This window comes from Parviterribacter kavangonensis (assembly GCF_056863335.1).
In genome coordinates, this window is record NZ_JBXPJA010000003.1 from 293,539 (window position 1) to 312,937 (window position 19,399).

20 protein-coding genes and 1 tRNA gene are annotated in these 19,399 nt (G+C 71.0%); 7 read left to right on the forward strand and 14 right to left on the reverse strand.

Going from position 1 to position 19,399, the window contains the following annotated elements; all coding sequences use genetic code 11:
* Positions 1-79: 79 nt before the first annotated feature.
* Both AC1UE4_RS21260 and AC1UE4_RS21265 read right to left on the reverse strand, forming a co-directional pair.
* Complete coding sequence (locus AC1UE4_RS21260; protein WP_482919802.1) at positions 80-568, reverse strand: bifunctional nuclease family protein; 489 nt, start codon at positions 566-568, stop codon at positions 80-82.
* Between the two features lie 82 nt (positions 569-650).
* Positions 651-947 (reverse strand): hypothetical protein, encoded by a 297-nt coding sequence (locus AC1UE4_RS21265; RefSeq protein WP_482919333.1) that lies wholly within the window; start codon positions 945-947, stop codon positions 651-653.
* 286 nt (positions 948-1,233) lie between these two features.
* On the opposite strand from AC1UE4_RS21265, the gene AC1UE4_RS21270 reads away from it, so the two are divergent.
* On the forward strand, positions 1,234-1,851 hold the full coding sequence (locus AC1UE4_RS21270) for a response regulator (RefSeq protein ID WP_482919334.1): 618 nt from the start codon (positions 1,234-1,236) through the stop codon (positions 1,849-1,851).
* A 6-nt stretch (positions 1,852-1,857) separates the two neighbouring features.
* Here the strand turns inward: AC1UE4_RS21270 and AC1UE4_RS21275 are convergent, their stop codons facing one another.
* The 12 genes from AC1UE4_RS21275 to rpmH form a co-directional block, all read right to left on the reverse strand.
* Positions 1,858-2,499 carry a response regulator gene (locus AC1UE4_RS21275; protein ID WP_482919335.1) on the reverse strand — a complete coding sequence of 214 codons (642 nt, stop codon included), beginning with the start codon at positions 2,497-2,499 and terminating at the stop codon, positions 1,858-1,860.
* Positions 2,496-3,896: a sensor histidine kinase gene (locus tag AC1UE4_RS21280; RefSeq protein ID WP_482919336.1), complete on the reverse strand. Its 1,401-nt coding sequence runs from the start codon at positions 3,894-3,896 to the stop codon at positions 2,496-2,498. The genes AC1UE4_RS21275 and AC1UE4_RS21280 overlap by 4 nt, the downstream gene beginning before the upstream one ends.
* A 212-nt stretch (positions 3,897-4,108) precedes the next feature.
* Positions 4,109-4,182, reverse strand: a tRNA-Ile gene (locus AC1UE4_RS21285).
* Positions 4,183-5,064, reverse strand: a complete 882-nt coding sequence (locus tag AC1UE4_RS21290) for a ParB/RepB/Spo0J family partition protein (RefSeq protein ID WP_482919337.1) — start codon at positions 5,062-5,064, stop codon at positions 4,183-4,185.
* 123 nt (positions 5,065-5,187) lie between these two features.
* Positions 5,188-5,946, reverse strand: coding sequence for a ParA family protein (locus AC1UE4_RS21295; protein ID WP_482919338.1), 759 nt, complete (start codon positions 5,944-5,946; stop codon positions 5,188-5,190).
* A 66-nt stretch (positions 5,947-6,012) separates the two neighbouring features.
* Entirely contained in the window at positions 6,013-6,873 is an 861-nt protein-coding gene (gene rsmG / locus AC1UE4_RS21300) for a 16S rRNA (guanine(527)-N(7))-methyltransferase RsmG (RefSeq protein WP_482919339.1), read from the reverse strand.
* Between the two features lie 249 nt (positions 6,874-7,122).
* Complete coding sequence (locus AC1UE4_RS21305) at positions 7,123-7,500, reverse strand: hypothetical protein (protein ID WP_482919340.1); 378 nt, start codon at positions 7,498-7,500, stop codon at positions 7,123-7,125.
* Positions 7,501-7,548: 48 nt separating this feature from the next.
* The gene (locus AC1UE4_RS21310) at positions 7,549-8,016 is read right to left on the reverse strand and encodes a Jag family protein (protein ID WP_482919341.1); all 468 of its coding nucleotides are present in this window, start codon (positions 8,014-8,016) and stop codon (positions 7,549-7,551) included.
* Positions 8,017-8,940: a YidC/Oxa1 family membrane protein insertase gene (locus AC1UE4_RS21315; protein WP_482919342.1), complete on the reverse strand. Its 924-nt coding sequence runs from the start codon at positions 8,938-8,940 to the stop codon at positions 8,017-8,019.
* Positions 8,937-9,197, reverse strand: a complete 261-nt coding sequence (yidD, locus tag AC1UE4_RS21320) for a membrane protein insertion efficiency factor YidD (RefSeq protein WP_482919343.1) — start codon at positions 9,195-9,197, stop codon at positions 8,937-8,939. Before yidD ends, AC1UE4_RS21315 begins: the two co-directional genes overlap by 4 nt.
* A complete protein-coding gene (rnpA, locus tag AC1UE4_RS21325; protein WP_482919344.1) occupies positions 9,194-9,556 on the reverse strand; it encodes a ribonuclease P protein component in 363 nt (120 codons plus the stop codon). The genes yidD and rnpA overlap by 4 nt, the downstream gene beginning before the upstream one ends.
* An 11-nt stretch (positions 9,557-9,567) precedes the next feature.
* On the reverse strand, positions 9,568-9,702 hold the full coding sequence (gene rpmH, locus AC1UE4_RS21330; RefSeq protein ID WP_482919345.1) for a 50S ribosomal protein L34: 135 nt from the start codon (positions 9,700-9,702) through the stop codon (positions 9,568-9,570).
* A gap of 187 nt (positions 9,703-9,889) precedes the next feature.
* On the opposite strand from rpmH, the gene dnaA reads away from it, so the two are divergent.
* The 6 genes from dnaA to gyrA all read left to right on the forward strand — a co-directional run bounded on the left by dnaA (position 9,890) and on the right by gyrA (position 19,231).
* Positions 9,890-11,266 (forward strand): chromosomal replication initiator protein DnaA, encoded by a 1,377-nt coding sequence (dnaA, locus tag AC1UE4_RS21335; protein ID WP_482919346.1) that lies wholly within the window; start codon positions 9,890-9,892, stop codon positions 11,264-11,266.
* A 128-nt stretch (positions 11,267-11,394) separates the two neighbouring features.
* Positions 11,395-12,504: a DNA polymerase III subunit beta gene (gene dnaN / locus AC1UE4_RS21340; RefSeq protein ID WP_482919347.1), complete on the forward strand. Its 1,110-nt coding sequence runs from the start codon at positions 11,395-11,397 to the stop codon at positions 12,502-12,504.
* Positions 12,505-12,514: 10 nt separating this feature from the next.
* On the forward strand, positions 12,515-13,639 hold the full coding sequence (recF, locus tag AC1UE4_RS21345) for a DNA replication/repair protein RecF (protein WP_482919348.1): 1,125 nt from the start codon (positions 12,515-12,517) through the stop codon (positions 13,637-13,639).
* Positions 13,636-13,950, forward strand: a complete 315-nt coding sequence (locus AC1UE4_RS21350) for a DciA family protein (RefSeq protein ID WP_482919349.1) — start codon at positions 13,636-13,638, stop codon at positions 13,948-13,950. Before recF ends, AC1UE4_RS21350 begins: the two co-directional genes overlap by 4 nt.
* 146 nt (positions 13,951-14,096) lie before the next feature.
* Complete coding sequence (gene gyrB / locus AC1UE4_RS21355) at positions 14,097-16,511, forward strand: DNA topoisomerase (ATP-hydrolyzing) subunit B (protein WP_482919350.1); 2,415 nt, start codon at positions 14,097-14,099, stop codon at positions 16,509-16,511.
* Between the two features lie 14 nt (positions 16,512-16,525).
* A complete protein-coding gene (gene gyrA / locus AC1UE4_RS21360) occupies positions 16,526-19,231 on the forward strand; it encodes a DNA gyrase subunit A (protein WP_482919351.1) in 2,706 nt (901 codons plus the stop codon).
* Positions 19,232-19,399: the final 168 nt, after the last annotated feature.

Consider the following 19,399-nt stretch of genomic DNA (forward strand, 5'->3'; position numbering starts at 1 on the left):
GGCCAGTCGCATCTCCGGCGATGGAGGGGCGCCTTCGGGCGTCCCTTCGTCGTTAAGAGGCCGGCGGCGCGGAGGCGGGTCAGCCGTTGGGGTCGCCGCCGAGGAAGTCCTCGGGGCTGACGCGGTCGAGGAAGTCCTTGAACTTCTCGACCACTTCCTCCTGGTCCTCGACCTCGTGCTCGAACTCGATCGCGGACTCCGCGATGACCTCCTCGGCCGCGAAGATCGGGGCTCCGGAGCGGACGGCGAGGGCGAGGGCGTCGGAGGGGCGCGAGTCGATCTCGATCTCGCGGCCGTTCATGGACAGGGTGATCGTGGCGAAGAACGTGTTCTCGCGCAGTTCGGTCACCGAGACCTGGGAGCACTTCACGTCGAGCTCGCCCAGCATGTCGCACATGAGGTCGTGCGTCATGGGGCGCGGCGTGCTCGCTCCCTGGAGCTTCATCAGGATCGCGGCCGCCTCGGGATGGCCGATCCAGATGGGGAGGAACTTGTTCGAGTCCACTGTCTTCAGAAGCACGATGGGCTGCTTGCCCACCATGTCGAAGGAGACCCCGTAGATGACCATCTCCTGCACTTCCCGGAGCATACCCGGCCGGGGGCGTCCTACCGGGGATGGCCGCCGGGGCCGCCATCCCGCCTGCTGACGGTCAATCTCGCGACGTGAAGGAGCGCCGCACGGCGGCGACGAGGCCGTCGAGGACGGCGATGCCGTCGCTGGTCTCCTCGATCTGCGCGGAGAGGTCGACTGCGAGCGACAGGGCCGCCGGGTCGGTGCCGCCGGCGAGCAGCGCGTCGCGGCGGGCCTGCTTGGCACGCAAGAGGATCCGCTGGAGGTCGAGCGAGACCGCCGCGGCGTCTCCGAGGACGGCTTCGACCTCGGTGCGCGTTGGCGGGGCGGCGTCGCCGGGTCGGCGGGTCGTCAGCTCCCGGAGGCGGAGGCCCACCTCCGAGAGCGCGCGAAGCGAGGCATCGGCCGGCTGCGCGGCCGCCGCAGACGCGCTGGAACGGGACGATGCGGAGTGCTTCATGACGACGAACCGACTCTCTCGCCCGACACGGCGAGGGGCCATGGGCCGGGCAGGCAGCGTTGCGTTCACACGTTGAACGCGGAACTGGCAACGAAGACGGGAACCGACCGGTACGGTCCTGCTGAGCCGAGCAGGACGCAGTGTGACGACCTCCGACGAAAGCCAGGAGCGACGAAACGGGAGGCCGACCTCCATCGTCGTCGTGGACGACCACGACCTCTTCCGCTCCGGCCTCGCCGAGCTGCTGCGCGAGCACGGCTTCGACGTCATCGGCCAGGCCCGCACCGGCGAGGAAGGCGTCCGCATGGCACGGGACCGCCGCCCGGACGTCCTGGTGATGGACCTCTCGCTGCCAGGGATGACCGGCATCGAGGCGACCGCGGTGGTCAGGCGGCTCGAGCCGGCGCCCGCGGTGCTCGTGCTCACCGCCTCGCTCAGCGAGGACGACGTGGTCGAGGCGCTGCTGGAGGGCGCCGCGGGCTACCTGCTCAAGGACGCGGCGATCGAGCGGGTCTGCGAGGCGATCGAGTGCGCGATCCACGGCGAGGTCGTCGTCTCGCCGCAGCTCAACCGGCGGCTGGTGCAGCGCCTGCGCAGCGAGCGCGCGCGGACGACCGCCGTCGGCGAGGTCCAGCTGTCGGGCCGGGAGCGCGAGATCCTCGAGCTGCTCGTCGACGGCCTCGACAACGCCGCGATCGCCGAGCGGCTCTTCCTGAGCCCGAGCACCGTCAAGAGCCACGTCTCGATGATCCTGCAGAAGCTCCGCGTCGAGAACCGGGTGCAGGCGGCGGTGGCGGCGGTGCGGCTCGGGCTCGTGTGAGCGCGGCTACCGCGGCCGGCGAAGGAGGTCGACCGCTTCGTCGCGCGTGCCCACGCCGAGCTTGTGCAGCAGCGACGAGATGTGCCGCCGGACGGTGACCGGGGACACGCTCAGCGCGGCGGCGATGGAGCTGGTGGTCCGCCCCTCGGCGAGCAGGTCGAGCACCTCGATCTCCCGATCGGTCAGCTGGACGCCGCGATCGCGGAGGAGCGGCAGGCGGCGGTTCTGCTGCCGGCCGCGGTACGCCGTGATGACCTTGGCCACCAGCGTCCGCGGCAACGCCGCCTCCCCCGCCAAGACGCCCTCGAGCGCCAGCGGCAGCCGCTCCGGGCTCGTGTCCTTCAGCAGGTAGCCCCGAGCACCGGCCTGCAACGCGGCGAGCAGGTCCTCGTCGTCACGGGAGACCGTCAGCATCACCACGGCGGTCTGCTCGGCCTCTCTGCCGATGCGCGCGGCGGCCCGGATGCCGCTGCCCGGCATGTTCACGTCGAGGAGCGCGATGTCGGGCTGGTGGGTCACGACGGCCGTGACCGCCTCGTCGGCCGTCCCGACCTCCGCGCAGACGACGAAGCCGCCGGCCTCGAGCGCTGCGCGGACGCCGCGCCGCGTCGGCGGGTGGTCATCGGCGAGCACCACGGTGCGCGTCACGGGATGCGCACCTCGACGGTCGTCCCCGCGCCCGGCTGCGAGGTCACCTTGAGCTCCCCGCCCAGCGCGCCGGCGCGCTCGCGCATGCTCGTGAGCCCGAAGCCGGACCCGTTGGGGGACGCGGCGTCGAAGCCGCGCCCGTCGTCCCGGATCCGCATGACCAGCGGCGCCGGGCCGCTCAGCTCGACGTCGACCGCGCTCGCCTCCCCGTGCCGCGCGGCGTTCGAGACGGCCTCCCGCACGATGCGAACGAGCGAGTCCTGGACGCCGGCGGGCACCTCCACCTCGCTCGTGCCGACTGCACGAACGCGGACGCCGTACCGCTCGCCCGCATGCTCCGCCGCGCGCTCGATGGCGTCGCGCAGCGGCTCGCCGAGCGGCGTCGCCAGGACCTCGATGGCCGCGCGCGCCTCGTCGAGCGCACGATGCGCCGCCTCCGTCAGCTGGTCGACGAGGATCGCCTGATCGGTCCGGCGCCCCACCGTGCGCAGGCCGAGCCGCTGCGTGTGCGTCGCGATGAACGCGAGCTCCTGCGCGAGGCCGTCGTGCAGCTCGCGCGCCATCCGGCGGCGGTCCGAGAGCACGGCCGCGACCGCCTGGGCCTTCTGGATCCGCCAGATCTCCCGCACGGCGCCGATGAGGACGACGAGATGGAACCCGACGCGCAGGAAGTCCCCGGTGTAGACCCACTCGGAGTACAGCGACGGGAAGAGGAAGTAGTTCAGGCGCGCGAAGGCGCCGAGCACGGTGGCGGTCGCGAACCAGGCGCTGAACTCGTCGCGCTCGACGACCGCGCGCCGTGCGAACCCGACTGCGGCGGCTGCGTAGACGGCCATCGTCGCGAGCTGGATGACGAGCACGGGCAGGGCGCCGACGACGTGTGGTCGGTTGCTCGACTCGGGGGAGAGCTGCGGGTCGATCGCGTCCGGAAGCGATGGGCCGGCCAGCCAGGCGAAGGCGGCGATCGTCAGGGCACCCGCGCCGATCGCGAGCCCGAGCCGTCCGAGCGACCGCTTCGGATCCGGGAGCCGGCGCTGCGAGCCGAACGCCGCCCAGCACAGCAGCACCGCGGCCACGCCGCGGCCCAGGACCGGCGCCCACGTCGCGAACGAGCCGCCGGGCGAGTCGCTGATCAGCGCGGGCAGCAGCGAGAAGAGGAGGTTCGTCGCCGCGAAGGTGATCAGCGCGGCCGTGAGGAGCAGGTCGGCGACGCAGGCGTGCATCCGCAGCCGGCCGATGCTGAGCACGGCGGCGAGCGCCGGGGCGAGCGTCGCGGCCGTCTCGATCGCCACGTGCGTCTCGGGGCTGCGGAACGCGAAGCGGAAGTCCGGCACGCCGGCCACGAGCACGGTGAAGAGCGCGGAGGCGCCGGCCGTTGTGCCGAGAACGAGCGGCAACCGGCCGACGATCGCGGGCGACGGGGGACGAGCGGTGTCGAGCAACGTGGTGGCGAGGCCCCTGAAGAGGCGGGGCTCCGCTCAAGGTTCTTCCACGATCGACCCGGGTGGAAGTCGGATGTTCGTCCAGGAAGTGGGTACGCGACTCGACCATCCGTCCGCGCCCATCCCCCGGGAACGAAGAAGACCCGCTGTCAGCGGGCCTTCGCGAGTGGGCGATGGTGGACTCGAACCACCGACCTCTTCCTTATCAGAGAAGCGCTCTAACCGACTGAGCTAATCGCCCTCAGTCGTGCGGCAGTGTAGCGCCGCCAGTCCTCCGCGCCCGGGCGGCGAGGGCGTGCGCTTCCTCGATCGTCGCGACCTCCAGCTCGATGCGGAAGCGGGTGCCGGAGGGGCGCACGCGGACCTCCGTTCCGAGCGCTCCGCCGAGCGTCTCGGCGATCTCGGCGATGGCCGCCTCCTGGTCCGGATGAAGCGCGGCGGGGGCGACCGGACGGCGACGCGGTGCCGCGTTCGAACCGTTCGCGTCGCGTGCCTTCTGCTCCAGCGTCCGCACCGACCAGCCCTCGACGACCGCCGTCTTCGCGAGCCGGCGGCGGGCGTCGTGGTGCTCGGCGAGCAGCAGCGCCCGGCCGTGGCCCTCGGAGAGGTCGCCGTCCTCGAGCAGCTTGATCGCGTCGTCGGGGAGGTCGAGCAGGCGCAGGAGGTTCGAGACGGCGACGCGGCTGCGGCCGACGCGGCGGCCGACGTCCTCGCGGGTGAGCCCGAGCTCCTCGACCAGGGCCGCGCACGCGCGCGCCTCCTCGATCGGGTTGAGGTCCTCCCGGGCCATGTTCTCGATGAGGGCGACCTCGAGCGCGTGGGCGTCGTCGCGGTCGCGGACGAGCGCCGGCACCTTCTCGAGGCCGGCCAGCTTCGCCGCGCGCCAGCGCCGCTCCCCCGCGACGAGCTCGTACGTCCCGCCCGGCACCGGCCGGACGAGCACCGGCTGGAGCACGCCGCGCTCGGTGATCGAGTCGGCGAGCGCCTGCAGCGCGGCGTCGTCGAACGCCTTGCGCGGCTGGTGGACGCCGGGGGCGATGAGGTCGACCGGCAGCTCGCGGAGGTCGTCGCCCTCCACCGGCGCGTCGGACACCGAGAGGATCGCGGAAAGCCCGCGCCCCATCCCTCGGCTCGGAGCGGACTTCGCTCTGGTCACTTCCGTGCGAAGGTCGTCGCGGCCGAGCATGGAAGTCGCCTTTCGTCCGTGTGGCGTTGACTCCTCGTCAAGAGGACTTGACGCAACGGGTCACCCACGCTGCGCCACCTCCTTGGCAAGTTCGAAGTACGCATCCGCCCCGGCGCAGTGCGGGTCGTGGTGGATGACCGGGACGCCGAAGCTCGGCGCCTCGCCGACGCGCACGTTGCGCGGGATGACCGTGCGGAACACGAGCGACGGGAAGTGCTCGCGCACCTCGCGCTCGACGTCGCGGCCGAGCCGCGTCCGCGCGTCGTGCATCGTCAGCAGCATCCCGGCGACCGTGAGGCGGGGGTTGAGCTCGCGCTGGATCAGCGAGAGCGTGTCGAGCAGGCCCGCCAGCCCCTCGAGCGCGAAGTACTCGGTCTGCACAGGGACGATGACGCGGTCGGCGGCCACCAGCGCGTTGACCGTCAGCGGCCCCAGCGACGGCGGGCAGTCGAGCAGCGTGTAGGCGAACTGCTCCCGGACAGGGGCGAGGGCGTCGCGCAGCCGGTGCTCGGAGCCGGGCTGCTGCGGGAGCTCGACCGTCGCGCCGGCGAGGTCCGGATGGGACGGCAGGAGCCTGAGCCGCTCGATCTCCGTGTCCCGGATCGCGTCCGCGGCATCGGCCTCCCCCGCGAGCACGTCGTACACGCTCGGCCGCCCGTGCTTGGGCGCCCCCAGCGCGACCGTCGCGTTCGCCTGGGGATCGATGTCCACCAGCAGCGTCGGGTAGCCGGCCTCGGCGATGCACGCCGCGACGTTGACCGCCGTGGTCGTCTTGCCGACGCCGCCCTTCTGATTCGCGATCGCGTAGACCGTCCCCATCGACCGCCAAGGTACTCCCGCCATCGGCCGGACGACCGCGACCGTTCGGGCCCGAACGGGCAGCTCTCACGCTCGACTTGAGGCTCCAAGCGGTCGTTTGCGGGCCATTCCCGGACGACGGGGGTACCTGGGCGGTGTAGGTCGAACCTTCGAGTAGAGGTGGAGATGACGGCTCTCAGCGCGCTCGAATGGCCGCACCTTGCGGACTTCAACGAGTTCGAGGCCGAGCTCGCACGCTGCGACGCTCCCGCGCCCCTCCTCGTCATCGTCCCGGCGGCCCTTCCAGGCGACGAACATCCCGTTCTCCTTGAGCAGCGGCGCGGCGTACTCGAGGAGGACCGGGAGGTCGGCGAGCGCCCTTGCGGTGACGACATCGCACGTTTCGATGCCGTTCTTCCATTCCTCGGCGCGGGCGTGGACGGCTGTCGCGTTCGTGAGGTTCGCCGCCTCGATCGCGCGCGTCATGAAGTCGACCTTCTTGCCGACGCTCTCGATCTCGATCACGCGCGCCTCCGGCAGCGCCGCAGCGAGGACGAGCCCGGGGAACCCGGCGCCGGCGCCGAGGTCGGCGATCGTCTCCGCCTCTCTGATCGGAGTGATCTCGAGGCCGCTCAGCGAGTCGGCGATGTGGACGTCGATGGCCTCGTCGGGGTCCGTAACCGTCGTCGGGGCGGTCGGGTCGCTCGCGACGGTGTCCAGGAGCTGCTGCAACGCGTCTTGCGTTTCGCGCGTCAATCCGTGCGTCGTCGCGAGCTCTTCCAGGCGGGTCATTCGCCGCGACAGGATGATGGTTGTCCCGGCGCGACGCGGCCTTTTGGTGCTCTCCGTTGGCCGGTTCTTCGCGGGGGCCGGCGAGGGAGGGGTTCTGCGGTTCGTGGTCGTTCGGTCCGTCTTTCGCGCGCCAGAGGGGTTGGCAACGTGCGACACCGGGCCGGCCGCGTCTCGCGCCCAACCGAGTCTTCGCGCCCAGCGCGCTTCGTTGCCTCGGCCGTCCCGGGCCCCGGCGTGGTCCGCTGTCGATGGTTTCGCTCTTGGGGCTCTTGAGCGATCGTTTCGTGCACCGCGGCCGGATCCGCCAGGCGCTGTGCACGTTCCTACGCACATACCGAAAGGTTCGTGCACCGCCTCTCGATTGGGCGGACCCCGTGCACGTTCCTTTCGGTCTTCGAACGGAGCTCAGCCGTCGGAGGACTCAGCGGCCAGAGCGGCCCGCCGCTCGGCCCGCGCGATGAAGTCCGCGTACTTCGACCGCATCTCTCGCAACCTCTCGGCCGCCGGCCCGTCGAGCTCCTCGGACACCACCGACTCCAGCACCGGCAGCACGTCCTCGACCAGCGCCTGCCCGCGCGCCATCCACTGGTAGTAGGACCGCTCCCCATGGTGGTACGGCCCGTACAGCCGCGTCCTGGGGAACCGCGCCATCAGCCACTGGAAGAGCGCCTCATGCCGCACGTGCATCCGCAGCGTGATCTGCGGCTGCTTGCCGTCGCCGCCGAACGAGCCCTGTCCGACGAGCAGGCCGGCGACGAGGCCGCGGTCAACCTCGGAGAGCATCAGACGCGTGTTGTTTCACGGAGGAACAACACGTGAAACTGAAGCAGGTCAGGAGGACAGCGGTGAGACGACCAGGTGCCGGTCCGGCTCCTGGCCCTCGGAATGCGTCTCGACGTCGCCACGGTCCCGGAGGAACTCGTGGACGATCCGGCGCTCGCTCGAGGACATCGCGTCCAGAGCGACGGGGCGGCCGGTGCGCAGCGCGCTGTCCGCGGCCTCCTCGGCCTGGCGATGCAGGACCTGCTCGCGCCGGGCGCGGTAGCCGGCGGCATCGACGATGATCCGCCGGCGCTCGCCGTCGACGTCGCCGGCGACCCGCTGGGCCAGGTGCTGCACGGCCTCGATGGTCTGGCCGTGATGCCCGATGAACAGCCCGACGTCCTTCGCCTCGACGACGCCGGTCAGCGTCTCGCCGTCGTCCTCGACGCGCACGGTGGCGCCCAGGTCGAGCGCGTCGGCGATGCGCTCGAGCAGGCTCTGCAGCGCCTCGGCGGCGGACTTCTGATCAGCAGCCATCTAGCGCCGCCGTCCCGATCGCTTCTTCTTGCGCTTGCCGGGCGGGGGCGGGGGCGCCGACGTCCGGCGCGTGCCGGCGGCTACGGCGCCGGCGGGCACCGGCTCGGTCTTGCGCTTCGCGCCGTCCTTGACGTCCGACCCGTTGGGGCCGCTCGGGCCCTTCGATCCACCGTCGGGTGGACCGCCGTCGGCTCCACCGGGGGGCCGCACGGGCCCGACCGTCTTGCGGACGATGTACTGCTGGACGATGGTCCAGGTGTTCGTCGTGATCCAGTAGACGAGCAGGCCGGCCGGGAAGCCCGTGACGAACGGGATGAAGATGAACGGCAGCGCCAGGAAGATCATCCGCTGGTTCTTGTCCGCGGAGATCGACATGAGCAGCGACGAGGCCAGCTGCGTCCCGACGTAGAGGACTATCAACGCGATCAGAACGCCGCCGGTCGCCTTGTCCGTGATGTCGGGGATGAAGAAGAACTGCGAGGCGTCGGTCGAGCCGCACGGGACGGTGTCGGCCGGCGGGGCGCCGGCGGCCGCCTGCGTGCTCGGGCAGATGTCGAACCGCAGGTCCGCGCGGAGCATGTAGAAGAGCGAGATGAAGACGGGAAGCTGCGCCAGGAGCGGCAGGCACGAGGCGAACGGGTTCACCTTGTGCTCCTGGTAGAGCTTCATCATCTCCTGGTTCTGGCGCTGCTTGTCGTCCTTGTACTTCGCCTGGACTTCCTTCATGTGCGGCGCGATGCGCTGCAGCGCCTGCATCGACTTGACCTGCTTGAGCGTCAAAGGCAGGAGCAGCGCGCGGATCGTCACCGTCAGCGCGATGATCGACATCCCCCAGCTGAGGCCCACGTTGTCGTGGAAGAACTTCAGGACCTCCTCGAAGACATCGATGAGGGGCTGGAGGATGTTGGCGAGGATCGGACTCATGCGGCGGAAGAAGAGGGACGGCGGGTGAAGAGCCGCTGCTCGGAGACGGGATCGAAGCCCCCGTGGCTCCACGGGTTGCACCGCAGCAGGCGCCAGCCCGCCAGGACCAGCCCGCGCAGTATGCCGTACTCGCGAATCGCCTGGACCGCGTAGGCGGAGCAGGTCGGCTCGTACTTGCAGCGGCGCGGCAGCGCCGGCGAGATGACGCGCTGGTAGGCGATGATCGGCGCGACGGCGAGCGAGCGCAGGAACTTCATGACGACGCCTTGTCGACGAGCTCGACGAGAGCGCCGCGGATGCCCTCGAGCCCCTCGCGATCCGCGAGCTCGCGGGCCTCGGGACGAGCGACGACCACCACGTCGTGCCCGGCCGGCAGCCGCTCCGCCTCCGTCGCGAACGCCTCGCGCAGCAGTCGCTTGACCTTGTTCCGCTCGACGGCGCCGCCGACCTTCCGCGACACGGACAGGCCGAGCCGCGGCGTGGCGTCGGGGTGCGCCGGATCCGCCTCGCGCGGGAAGGTGTAGAGGACGAGGTGCCGGTTGCCGTGCGAGCGGCCATGGCGGTAGACCCGCTCGAACTCGGCACTGCGTGACAGGCGCCCGCGCTTCGGAGGCACGGGGACGCGCCTCAGACGGTCAGGCGCTTGCGGCCCTTGTCGCGACGCCGCTTGAGCGTCAGACGGCCGGCGCGCGTGCTCATCCGGGCGCGGAAGCCGTGCGTGCGAGCGCGCTTGCGCTTCTTGGGCTGGTAGGTCCGCTTCATGGGGCCGTCGAGGATACAACGCACCGCGCGATAGCACTCGGTCCAGACGAAACGTACGCGTTTTGCGAGCTCCCTCCGAGCACGTGGCGCCCCCGGTGGTACCGTCCGCCTGCCGGGGCCCCGACGGGGCTCCCACCCCCGATGATCCGCCGTTCGAGCCTGCCCTGGAGAGGAGCTTCCGCCTGCCGTGAGACCTGACGCCGCCGAGATGTGGACGCGCGTGCAGGAGCAGTTGCGGCGAGCGGTGGATCCCGGAACGTACGAGCTCTGGCTCGACGACCTCGCCCTGCGCGACGTCGACGGCACGACGCTCGTGCTCGCCGCGCCCGACGACCGGCGTGGCTGGATCGCCTCGCACTTCGGCCGCGTCGTCCAGACCTGCGCCGCCGCCGTCCTCGGCCCGGGCGCCGAGGTCGAGGTCGTCGCCGCCTCGACGCCCGATCGCCGGCAGCACGCGGGACAGCACCACGCGGTCCCCATGCCGGCGTCCTTCGAGGAGCGCCCCGAGCTGAACCCCAAGCTCACCTTCGACCAGTTCGTCATCGGCATCGGCAACCGCCTCGCGCACGCCGCCGCCCTCGCGGTCGCCGAGCTGCCCGGCACCGCGTACAACCCGCTCTTCATCTACGGGCCGCCCGGCACCGGCAAGACGCACCTGCTGCAGTCGATCGCCAGCTACCTGCAGGCGTACGACTCGAGCCTGCGCGTGCGGTACACGACTGCCGAGCGCTTCACCAACGAGTTCCTCCGCGCGCTGCAGACCCGCGACGCCGAGCGCTTCAAGGCGACCTGGCGGGCGAACGACGTGCTCCTCATCGACGACGTGCAGTTCCTGCAGTCGAAGGCGAAGACCGAGGAGGAGTTCTTCCACACCTTCAACGCGCTCATCGAGAACGGCGCGCAGCTCGTCCTCACGTGCGACCGGATGCCGCGCGACATGAAGGAGCTCGAGGACCGGCTGCGCGAGCGCTTCGAGTCCGGGCTCGTCACCGACATCTCGCCGCCCGACCGCACGATGCGCACGGCGATCCTCCGCAAGCGTGCGCAGGTCGACGGCATCCCGCTGCCCGAGCCGGCCGTCCTCGACGTCATCGCCGACCGCATCGAGGGCAGCGTCCGCGAGCTCGAGGGTGCGTTGATCCGCGTCGTCGCCTACTCCTCGCTCACCGGCCGCGAGCTCACGCCGGAGCTGGCCGAGCACGTCCTCGACGAGCTGTACCCGGGCAGTGCACATGCCCCGGGGACGAGACCGGGCCCGCCGCGGCCTCCTTCGATCGTGGCCATCCAGGACGCCGTCTGCGACCACTACGGCATCACGCGCGAGGAGCTCCTCTCCTCCAGCCGCGTCGCGCGCCTCTCGTTCCCCCGCCAGGTCGCCATGTACCTCGCGCGCGTCCACACCAAGGAGAGCCTGCCGGCGATCGGCGAGGCCTTCGCAGGACGCAACCACACGACCGTGCTGCACGCCGTGCGGAAGGTCGAGGAGCGCATGGCCGCCGACGAGGAGATCCGCGACGTCGTCAACAGGCTCGGTGACGTCGTGCGTGCCGACAGGCGCGGCTGACAGACTGCGCACCGCTCTTGGATCGCCCGTTGTGCGTGAAGACTCCGCAACCACCGGGCATCTGCACCCGCCATCCACACATCCACAGCCCCTATGACTTCTGAAGAACCAAGAGGAGTTCGATCATCGTGAAGCTTCAGGCTTCGGCGGCCGAGCTGCTCGCACAGCTGCAGACCGTCGCCCGTGTCGCATCCACCCGCTCGGCTGTCCAGGCGCTGAGCGGCGTCCAGGTCGTCGCCGAGGGCGGCAAGGTCGAGCTGCGCGCGACGGACATGGAGGTCGGCCTGCGCGTCCCGCTCCAGGCGGAGGTCCAGCGCGAAGGCACCGCCGTCCTCCCCGCGCGGCTCACCCTCGACGTCGTGCGCGCGCTGCCGGCCGACACCGTGACGCTCGAGCTGCGCGCGGCGCAGCAGGACGTCGAGCTGCTGTCGGGCTCGGCCCAGTTCCACATCCGCACGCTGCGCGGCGAGGACTTCCCGCCGTTCCCCGAGCCGACCGGCGACGCCGTCGTCACCGTCCCGGCCGGCGCGTTCGTCGCCACGGTCAACAAGGTCCAGCGGTCCGCCTCGCGCGACGAGACGCGCCCGATCCTCACCGGCATCCTCGTCTCGGCCGGCGAGTCGGAGCTGCGGATGGTCGCGACGGACTCCTACCGCCTGTCGGTGAAGGAGACGCCGCTCGACGCCCCGCTCGACGGCGCCTTCGAGGCCAACGTGCCGGCCCGCGCGCTTGCCGAGCTGGCCCGCATCGCCCAGCAGGCCGACGCCGACACGCTGCGCGCGACCCGCCAGGCGAACCAGATCGTCTTCGAGGTCGGCGGCATGGTCCTCAGCTCGCGCCTCATCGAAGGTCAGTTCCCGAACTACCGCCAGCTGCTGCCCGACACGTACGAGCACGAGCTGCGCCTCGAGAGCAAGGAGGTCGGCGACGTCGTGCGCCGCATCTCCCTGCTCGCCCAGAAGAACGCACCGCTGCGGCTGCGCTTCGCGGAGGGGGAGCTGACGGTGTCGGCGCAGACGCCGGACGTCGGCGAGGCGCGCGAGACCGTGCCGGTGCCGTTCGGGGGCGAACCGTTCGAGATCGGGTTCAACCCCGAGTTCCTGCGCGACGGCATCGACTCGGTCGAGAGCGACGACCTGGTCCTGAAGCTCATCAGCCCGCTGCGGCCGGGCCTGATCGAGGCGGGGGACGGCTCCGGCTTCCTCTACCTGATCATGCCGATCCGCCTGAACGTCTGATCGTGCCGCCGTGCCGGGCGTCGTCGTCGAGCGCATCCGCCTGAAGGACTTCCGCGGGTACGCGACGGCCGACGTGCGGCTCGGGCCGGGCCTCACGGTGATCCACGGCCCGAACGGGGCCGGCAAGACGAACCTCCTCGAGGGCCTGTACTTCGGCTGCACCGGGCGCTCGTGCCGGACGAGCGACGAGCGCCAGGTGCCGCGGTTCGAGGCCGCGGCCGCGCGCGTCGAGCTGACGACGCGAGACGACGACGGCGATGTGCACGAGTTGTTCGTGGGCTTCCAGCCGTCCGAGGGCAAGCGCTTCCGCGTCGACGGCGCCGTTGTCGACAGGCTTGTCGACAACCCCGCGCGGCCGCTGGTGAGCGTGTTCCTGCCGGACCGGCTCGAGCTCGTGAAGGGACCGCCGGCGCTGCGGCGCGCGCACCTCGACCAGGTCGTCGCCGCCCTGTTCCCGTCGCGGGCGGGGACGCGCAAGGCGTACGGCGCCGCGCTCGCCCAGCGCAACGCGCTGCTCGCGCGCATCCGGCAGGGCCGCGCGTCGCGGGCGTCGATGGCGGCGTGGGACCACGAGGTCGCGCGTCACGGCGTCGCCCTGCGCGCCGATCGGTCCGAGGCGAGCGCCGCGCTCAAGGACCCCTTCGCGGCGGCAGCCGCGGACCTCGGGCTCGCGGGAGAGGCGCGGCTGGAGGAGCGGCCGAAGGCGCGCGCCGCGTCGGCGGAGGAGCTCGCAGCGGAGCTGGCCGCCGGCCTCGACGCCGACCTGGACCGCGGGCACACGCTGCGTGGACCGCACCGCGACGACCTCGCCCTCCTGCGCGACGACCGCGAGCTGCGCGCCTACGGCTCGCAGGGCGAGCAGCGGATGGGCCTGCTGGCGCTGCTCCTCGCCGAGCGCGAGGCGCTGGGCGCCGCCCGCGGCGGTGCACCGCTGCTGCTGCTCGACGACGTCATGAGCGAGCTCGACAGCTCCCGGCGGGAGAAGCTCGTGGAGCGCGTGCGGTCCGGCGGGCAGGCGGTCATCACGACGACCGACCTCGCGCACGTCCCGGGCGCCCAAAACGCCGGGGTCGTGCGCATCGCCGTGACGGCCGGCACGGCGCTGCAGGACGTCAACGGGGTGGAGGCCGCGTGACCTGGCGCCGGGCGCCTCTTCCCCTTGCCGAGGCCGTCGAGCGGCTCGCCGGCGAGCTCGAGCCGCTGACCCCGCTCGCCGCCATCCAGCGGGCGTGGCCGCAGGCCGTCGGCACCGCCGTCGCGGCCGAGGCGGAGCCGGTCTCGGAGCGCGCCGGGGTCGTCACGGTGCGGTGCCGCTCGTCGGTCTGGGCGCACGAGCTGACCCTGCTGGCCCCCGACCTCGTGGGCAAGCTCAACGCCGCGCTGGGCGAAGCCCGGGTGTTGGAGCTGCGGTGCACCGCGGCGGGCCGGCGGGGACCCCGCGCGTGACGCTGCTCTTTCGTCGCGATTTGCAGGCATTTCGCAACGCCGCGACAGGGGGTCCCGTGGGGTCCCTTTGCTATCCTCTGGTGAACAGAAGACCGCCCCGGGCAGCCACCGCCCCCGGGGCGTTCGTGTGTCAGTAGGAGGACCGGTTGGCCACAGGCGACGACAAGAACGAGGGGCGCACGTACGACGCGCAGGACATCACCGTCCTCGAGGGACTCGAGGCGGTTCGCAAGCGTCCTGGCATGTACATCGGGTCGACCGGCGAACGCGGTCTGCACCACCTCGTCTGGGAGGTCGTCGACAACTCGGTCGATGAGGCGCTCGCGGGCCACGCCACGCGCGTGGACGTCACGATCCACCCGGACAACTCGGTCACCTGCACCGACAACGGGCGCGGCATCCCGGTCGCGACCATGGCCAAGGAGCAGAAGCCGGCCGTCGAGGTCGTGCTCACCGTGCTCCACGCCGGCGGCAAGTTCGGCGACGGCGGCGGCTACAAGGTCTCCGGCGGCCTGCACGGCGTCGGCGTCTCCGTCGTCAACGCCCTGTCGGAGGACCTGACGGTCACCGTCCGCCGCGACGGCTTCACGTGGTCGCAGCGCTACGTCCGCGGCGCGCCGCAGGGCCCGCTCGAGAAGGGCGAGCCGACGAAGGACCACGGGACGACGATCACGTTCCTGCCCGACGCCGAGATCTTCGAGGTCACCGAGTTCAAGTGGGAGACGCTCGAGCAGCGGCTCCGCGAGACGGCGTTCCTCACCCGCGGCCTGCACATCACGCTCACCGACGAGCGCGGCGAGGGCAAGAAGGTCGAGTTCCAGTACGAGGGCGGCATCGAGGACTTCGTGCTGCACCTCAACGAGGGCAAGGACGCGATCGGCCGCAAGGTCATCTTCCTCGAGGGCGAGAACGAGCGCGAGGGCGCCGTCGAGGTCGCGATGCAGTGGAACACGACCTACCAGGAGTCGACCCACAGCTTCGCCAACAACATCAACACCCACGAGGGCGGCTCGCACATGTCGGGCTTCAAGTCCGCGCTGACCGGCGTGGTCAACGCGTACGCGCGCAAGGAGGGGATCCTCAAGGAGAAGGATCAGCCGCTCTCCGGCGACGACGTGCGCGAGGGGCTCACGGCGGTCATCTCGGCCAAGCTCTCCGATCCGCAGTTCGAGGGCCAGACGAAGACCAAGCTCGGCAACCCGGGCATGGCCGGCTTCGTCCAGTCCGTCGTGCACGCCGGCCTGAACCAGTTCTTCGAGGAGAACCCGCAGGAGGCGAAGGCGATCGTCCGCAAGGCGGTCTCCGCGGCGCAGGCGCGCATGGCCGCGCGCAAGGCGCGCGAGATGTCGCGCAAGGGCGCGCTGTCGTCGAACAGCCTGCCGGGCAAGCTCGCCGACTGCGTCGAGAAGGACCCCGCGATCTGCGAGCTGTTCATCGTCGAGGGCGACTCCGCGGGCGGCTCGGCCAAGCAGGGCCGCGACCGCAACACGCAGGCGGTGCTCCCGCTGCGCGGCAAGATCCTCAACGTCGAGAAGAGCCGGATCGACAAGGTCCTCCAGAACAACGAGATCCAGGCGCTCATCACCGCGCTCGGCACCGGCGTCCGCGACGAGTTCTCGCTCGAGAACCTCCGTTACCACAAGGTCATCCTCATGACCGACGCCGACGTGGACGGCGCGCACATCCGCACGCTCGTGCTGACGCTGCTGTTCCGCGAGATGCGCGACCTCGTCGAGGAGGGCTACGTCTACATCGCGAAGCCGCCGCTCTACAAGGTCAAGCAGGGCAGCCGCGAGCGCTACATCGAGAAGGAGGGCGAGCTCGAGGACATCCTCCTGTCCGACAAGTTCGACCGCTTCGAGATCTCCGACCGTGACGGCAACGCCTTCAAGCTCACCGAGTCGCGCTGGCAGCGCTTCACCCGGCTGCTCAAGCAGTACGAGGGCTGGGCGTCGTCGCTGAAGGCCGAGCACGGGCACGACCTCGTGTCGTTCCTGTCGGAGAGCACGATCCTCGACAAGCAGGTCGTCACGGCCGAGGCCGCGATCGAGCTCGTCTCCCGTGAGATCGAGGAGGGCGAGCCGTACGACATCGACCTCGTCGACGCCGGCGAGGACCTGATCGTCGTGAAGGCGGTCGAGCGGAAGACCGGCCTCGCGCGGACGCACCGGCTCCCGCGATCGATCTTCGACTCGAACGACTACCGCCAGTTCGTGCGGGTGCATGCGCAGCTCGTCGAGCTCGCCGGCACCCCGCCGTTCACCGTGCAGCTCAAGGAGGACGCCGAGGAGGCGCTGTCGTTCGAGGCGCTGCGCACCGCTGTGCTGACCGTCTCCCGCAAGGGCGTCGGCGTGCAGCGGTTCAAGGGGCTCGGCGAGATGAACGCCGACCAGCTCGCGGAGACGACGATGAACCCGGCCAGCCGCACGCTCGCCCAGGTGAACGTCGAGGACGCGGCGGCGGCGGACCGCATCTTCTCCATGCTCATGGGCGACCAGGTCGAGCCGCGGCGCGAGTTCATCGAGGACAACGCGCGCTTGGTCGCCAACTTGGACGTCTAAGGGAGGCCTGACCGGTGTCGACGGACATCATCGGCGGCGGCAACATCGAGCCGCGCGCCCTCGAAGACGAGATGCGCACCGCGTACCTCGATTACGCGATGAGCGTGATCGTGGGGCGCGCGCTTCCCGACGTCCGCGACGGCCTCAAGCCGGTCCACCGGCGCGTCCTCTACGCCATGGGGGAGATGGGCCTTGGCCCGACGCGCCCGTACGTGAAGTCGGCGCGCATCGTCGGCGAGGTCATGGGCCGCTACCACCCGCACGGCGACTCGGCGATCTACGACACGCTCGTCCGCATGGCGCAGGACTTCTCGCTGCGCCACGAGCTCGTCGACGGCCAGGGCAACTTCGGCTCGATCGACGACGACCCCGCCGCGGCGATGCGGTACACGGAGGCCCGGCTCACCCGGATCGCGCAGGAGATGCTGCGCGATCTGGACATGGACACCGTGAACTTCGGGCCGAACTACGACGGCTCGACGCACGAGCCGCTCGTGCTGCCGGCGCGGTTCCCCAACCTGCTCGTCAACGGCTCGTCCGGCATCGCCGTCGGCATGGCGACGAACATCCCGCCGCACAACCTCCGGGAGGTCACCGACGCGGTCATCGCGTACATCGACAACCCGAACGTGACCGTCGAAGAGCTCATGCGGCACATGGAGGGCCCGGACTTCCCGACCGGCGGCATCATCCTCGGCCGCGCGGGCATCCGCGACGCGTACGAGACCGGCCGCGGCCGCGTCCGGGTGCGCGCGAAGGCCCACTTCGAGGACCTGCCGCGCGGCCGCGAGGCGATCGTCGTCACCGAGCTGCCCTTCATGGTCAAGAAGGGCGGCGAGGGCGGCGTCATGACGAAGATCCGCGATCTCGTCAACGACAAGAAGGTCACGGGCATCGCCAACCTCGAGGACCACTCCTCGAAGAAGGGCGGCATGCGCCTCGTGATCGAGGTCAAGCGCGACGCCGACCCGAACGTCGTCCTCAACCTGCTCTACAAGCACACGCCGCTGCAGTCGACGTTCGGCGTGAACATGGTCGCCCTCGTCGACAACGTGCCGCGCACGCTGTCGCTCCGCGAGGTCATCCACCACTACGTCCAGCACCAGCGCGAGGTCGTCGTCCGCCGCGCGAAGTTCGAGCTGGCGCGCCGCGAGGCCAGGGCCCACATCCTCGAGGGCCTCCTCATCGCGCTCGACAACCTCGACGCGGTCATCGACCTCATCCGCAACTCGCCCGACCGCAACACGGCGCGCGAGCAGCTCGTCGAGCGCTTCTCGCTGACGGTCATCCAGGCGTCCGCGATCCTCGACCTGCGCCTGTCGCAGCTGACCGCGCTCGAGACCGACCAGATCAAGGCCGAGTACGCCGAGATCCAGGAGCGGATCAAGGAGCTGCGGACGCTGCTCGGCGACGAGCAGAACGTGCTCGACCTCATCAAGACCGAGCTGCGCGAGGTCTCCGACGCCTACGGCGACGAGCGGCGGACGCACATCGCCGACTCCGAGGACGAGATCGACATCGAGGACCTCATCCGCGAGCAGCAGATGGTGGTCACGATCACGTCGACGGGCTACATCAAGTCGCTGCCGCTCGCCACGTACCGCCAGCAGCACCGCGGCGGGCGCGGCGTGACGGGGATGGACCTCAAGGAAGGCGACTACATCGAGCACCTCTTCGTGTGCTCGTCGCACGACTACCTGCTCTTCTTCTCCAACCGCGGCAAGGTCTACCGGTCCAAGGTCTACGAGCTGCCGGAGATGTCGCGCACGGCGCGCGGGCGCGCGCTCGTCAACGTGCTGCCGCTGCGCGAGGGGGAGCGGATCCAGTCCGTCCTCTCGACGCGCGACTTCGCCGAGGGCAAGTACCTGATCTTCGCCACGAAGAACGGCACCGTGAAGAAGACCGAGTTCGGCGCGTACAACACGCCGATCAAGGCCGACGGCATCATCGCCATCAAGGTGCGCGAGGACGACGAGCTCATCCAGGTGCGCCGCACGTCGGGCGACGACGAGATCCTCATGGTGTCCAAGGCCGGCCTCGCCGTCCGCTTCCACGAGGACGACGTCCGCGCGATGGGCCGCGACACCTCGGGCGTGCGCGGCATGAACATCACGGGCAAGGGCAACGCGGTCCTCGCCATGGACGTCGCGCGCGACGAGCAGGACCTGCTCGTCGTGACCGAGGGCGGCTACGGCAAGCGCACCCAGGTCTCCGAGTACCGGCTGACCTCCCGCGGCGCCAAGGGCGTGAAGACGATCACGTTCTCCGAGCAGCGCGGCGGCCTCGCCGCGGCGCTCGTGGTGCGCGAGCACGAGGAGCTCGTGTTCATCTCGGTGAGCGGGATGGTGCAGCGCACCGGCGTGCGCGGCATCAACCAGTACGGCCGCGCTGCGCAGGGCGTCCGGGTCATGAACATGCGCGAGGACGACGTCGTCTCCGCGGTCGCGCTCGTCATGGAGTCCCAGGCGGACGAGGCGGACCCCGCCGCGCTGGCCGAGACCGTCGCCACCGAGGGCCCGCTGTCGCTCGACGCGAGCGGCGGCAGCGCGGAGGCCGGTCCGGCGCTGCCGGAGGAGCACGCGCCGGGGCCGGAGGCGATGCTCTCCGAGGACGCGGCCCGTGCCGCCGAGGCGGCGCTCGACGAGAGCTCCCCCGAGACCGACGAGCCGGCCGAGACGGACCTCGACGCGACCGACGGCCCGCCGACGCCCGACGCCTGAGCTTGTGGACGCAACGACGTCCCCGGTGTGCGCTACTCTGGCCGGACCAGAGGAAGGAGGTGGTCCGTATCTGTAGTGACAGTTCTTGCGGGACCCTGGAGGTGACCGGCCGCTAGGTCGGCGCTGGGCTCTGCCCTAGCGAATCCAACCGGGATCCCCCGAAAGGCA